Annotated in this window: 4 protein-coding genes; 3 read left to right on the top strand and 1 reads right to left on the bottom strand. The window is 44.7% G+C overall.

Annotation, left to right across the window (positions count from 1 at the left end; all coding sequences use genetic code 11):
- From ASH01S_RS17355 to ASH01S_RS17350, 3 genes are all read left to right on the top strand, one after another.
- On the top strand, positions 1–303 hold a 303-nt coding region (locus ASH01S_RS17355; protein ID WP_157067231.1), incomplete at its 5' end, for an RNA polymerase sigma factor.
- Positions 296–466 carry a hypothetical protein gene (locus tag ASH01S_RS18715; RefSeq protein WP_157067230.1) on the top strand — a complete coding sequence of 57 codons (171 nt, stop codon included), beginning with the start codon at positions 296–298 and terminating at the stop codon, positions 464–466. The genes ASH01S_RS17355 and ASH01S_RS18715, both read left to right, overlap by 8 nt.
- A 66-nt stretch (positions 467–532) precedes the next feature.
- Entirely contained in the window at positions 533–1231 is a 699-nt protein-coding gene (locus tag ASH01S_RS17350; protein ID WP_083517330.1) for an anti sigma factor C-terminal domain-containing protein, read from the top strand.
- A gap of 568 nt (positions 1232–1799) precedes the next feature.
- On the opposite strand, the gene ASH01S_RS18710 is transcribed toward ASH01S_RS17350, so the two are convergent.
- The gene (locus ASH01S_RS18710; protein WP_157067229.1) at positions 1800–2225 is read right to left on the bottom strand and encodes a hypothetical protein; all 426 of its coding nucleotides are present in this window, start codon (positions 2223–2225) and stop codon (positions 1800–1802) included.
- Between the last annotated feature and the right edge of the window lie 920 nt (positions 2226–3145).

The following is a 3145-nucleotide window of genomic DNA, read 5'->3' as shown; positions in this document are numbered from 1 at the left end:
GGGTATTACGATTTGTGTCGCCGCAATCGAAGAATTTCTGATATGAATATTGAAGCGATTATTGATGATAGCGACACACCTGAAGACGTGGTACTGAAAGGTGAAACTCGCGAGGACTTACTGCGTGCCCTGGACAAACTTCCTGAGATCCAAAGACAGCTATTGTTTTTGAAGTACGAACAAGGTCTTTCCTATCAAGAAATTGCACACCTTCAAGATATCAAGGTGGACAAAGTTCGGACTTATCTTTATCGAGCAAGACAAAATTTGTATCGAAGCATGAGGGGGTTAAATCGTGAGTAATGATTTCGATATGGACGGCATGAAAGAAGCGGATCTGAGCAAAGTCATTCGGAAGGCAAGGAGACACACGATTCTGCGAAATATCGGTATCTCATTCTTGGCAACCATTATCGTTATTGGAGTGGGTATGTGGTTAAACATGGTTCTCTTAAATAGAGCCTGACATGGAGCATCCCGTGATATAAACCTGTTTAAGGAAATTACAGGACCTGACCAACAGATTATCGACATGCAAGAAACAGAAGGATTTTTAACAGGGAGTTTTTCATACACCACATACAAAGTGATCGATGGGGTTCCAGTTATCACAGGAAAAGAAAACTACGGCTTTAACATATTAGGACACTTTTCAAAGAGAGGAGGCGATTGGTCACCGATTGCCGTTGGACAAAATGTGTATAATCCCCAAACAGGTCAGCGGGATATGGAGTTTTATCCTCCAGAGGTACAGTACAATAATTACAAAAATGACCTTCCAGAAATCGTGAAGATGAGCAACAATCATGTCGTGGAGGTCGCCATATCTTTTGATAAACCGTACACATTTAATGAGGTTAATGCAATACTGCCGAAAAATATAAAACCGACATGGTATTGGGTGAACACCTCTTCAAAGGCAGACTACAACTCTCGTGCAAAGTTGGACATGCCGTATTTAGAATATGAAGTGTATGGATTTGAGGCATCGTCTTCGTCGAGTCTCCAACGTTTTGTTCAAAATTTCAACGACGGGTTAAAATACAATCAGAAATTCCACTCCGAATATCAACGCATTTCCGATTTACTGGGGAATGGTGGTCCTATCAAGGCTTCTGATGTTCAAATCAATGGCGTGGTTGTAACGGGCACACCTAACCAGTTGAAAGTGTTGCAAGGTCAACCTTACATTAAAGCGGCAACACTCGGTACAGTAGTAACTTTAAATTAACCCAAAATGGGCGTTGGAAGTTTCGACGCCCGTTTTTGTTGTGACCTAAAAAATGATGTTCTTCAACTCGACCTTTCGGTCGGTAATACCAAGGGATGGTGCGGCTGTTGTCTTTGCCTTGTTCCTATCGAAGCAGAGGTTAATACACCCATACAATGGTCATGTGTCTACTTCGGGATGAATAAATACGCGCATTTTTCAATTCCTCCATCGTCTTATCACCGCCGTCCTCATGTTGGTGCGACTACTTTCGTCCACAGCACCTTGATCTTGCCGCCATCGTCTTTAATCACCACGATCAAAAAACCGCCAATCATTGGCGCATTGGCGGATACAGGTTTTTGGGTTCGAGCGACAAACCTTGCCGTCGCTTGGGTACCGTTTACCATATTGAACCAGTGTTTTCCGCAACTTAAAAATGCAGATAAACGCGGCGCTACGATACACCGCGTTTTGCATAATAATGCAGGGGTGAAAGGGTACCTTTATTGAACTCACGCCCCTGTTAGCAACAGAATAAATGCCATAAGCTTGTTGGGTTTCGATATAGTCGGTCATCAATCTGGCTTCAGTGATGACTGGTTGAATGCCATACCTCGGTTTGATCGTCCCACTTCACCGTCATGGTGAGAACAGAATCCTTCGGAGGTATTGCGACTTGACCTTGACTCAAAATTTCGCCGTCCTTAGTCCATCCGCCAGCACCACTGATTGTCATGCTCGGCATTTTTAATGACCAATTGATTCCACCCGTAGGTACGGAGTCAGGAGTCTTATATTTCACCGTAAGAGTCTCATTATTGGAGGTATTAGATTGATTTGAGGCGGAAGAAGATGGGGCTGCCACCTTTAACGTCGCAGTCCAATGTTTACTCGAACCCGTAAACGTTTCATTTTGGATCGAAGAAGTATGTATAATATTTGATCTATTTTGTGTAGAACAACCGGATAAAAGTAATGGTAACAGACAAGTTAAACCAATAATCTTTTTCATAAGCTGTCTCCTCCCACATGTATGTATTGCCTTATTCTTCACATTAAAGGCAATCCCTTCTTGCGTATTCCTGCTCTTAACTGCAATAAGTGCAACACACAGATTGGTATGAATATCAACAATCATGCATAAGTGACCGCCGCGTTTTGTGCGAATTGAAACGATGGAATACACTAGCTGTTTGAGCCACCTTGAGTTGTAATCGGCTGTACACCCAGTGATTTCAATGGAATTTTCGACATTTAGATTGAACTAGCTATCATAAGCAAAGTTGTTGGCATTGTCGGTTTCCAAATTAACGACTGAGGTGCTTTTATCGGCGACAATCAAGAACACTTCACAATCCTTTGCATCGTAGTCCTGATTCTACTTTGGCACGTCGACGCTAAACTGGGTTTGCCCTCCCTTTGGTTTTGATCCAAATCTACCACGGTAGAAATCGATAGTCATCCGATTTTGCGTCGAACCACGTTCGAGGGCAGGGGGCGGAAGACGGGGAATTTGTGGGGGAGCAAAGCTAAGAGCAGGGAGACGAGCTAGCAGAGGAGATGGTTCTTGCGCACGTTTGGTGAACGATAGACGGGCTCAAGTGTTGGAATCGACAAGATTCGCCACACAGGGAAAGGCTTCTAATTGCCGTAGTAGAGGACCCGCTTCCGTAACAGGCCAAAACTTACGCGACCGTACATCTGTCGCTTGAGCGTCTTTAACCGGTGTACTTGGCCTTCCACCTGACCATTGCTCCATGGTTCCGCAATCCCAGCTGCCACCGCGTTATCGTCTCGCTGTATCCCTTGCGCGAAAGCTTGCTCGAATGCCGCACGCCCGTGTCTTCCTCAGCCACCCGTCCAGCCCGCCACGGTCGTGTCTTGCGAGAAGTCCTCGAAAGGCTATACAAAGGCTTCGAATGGTTTTGGGCC

Origin of the sequence: Alicyclobacillus shizuokensis NBRC 103103 (assembly GCF_001552255.1) — a bacterium.
GTDB classification, from domain to species: Bacteria; Bacillota; Bacilli; order Alicyclobacillales; family Alicyclobacillaceae; genus Alicyclobacillus_G; species Alicyclobacillus_G shizuokensis.
This window is presented reverse-complemented; position numbering and strand designations above follow the sequence as displayed.

What these genes read in the sequence shown, in the direction of transcription:
- ASH01S_RS17350 (WP_083517330.1), top strand. Translation starts at nt 533, where the DNA reads ATGCAAGAAACAGAAGGATTTTTAACAGGGAGTTTTTCATACACCACA.
- ASH01S_RS18710 (WP_157067229.1), bottom strand. Translation starts at nt 2,225, where the DNA reads ATGAAAAAGATTATTGGTTTAACTTGTCTGTTACCATTACTTTTATCC.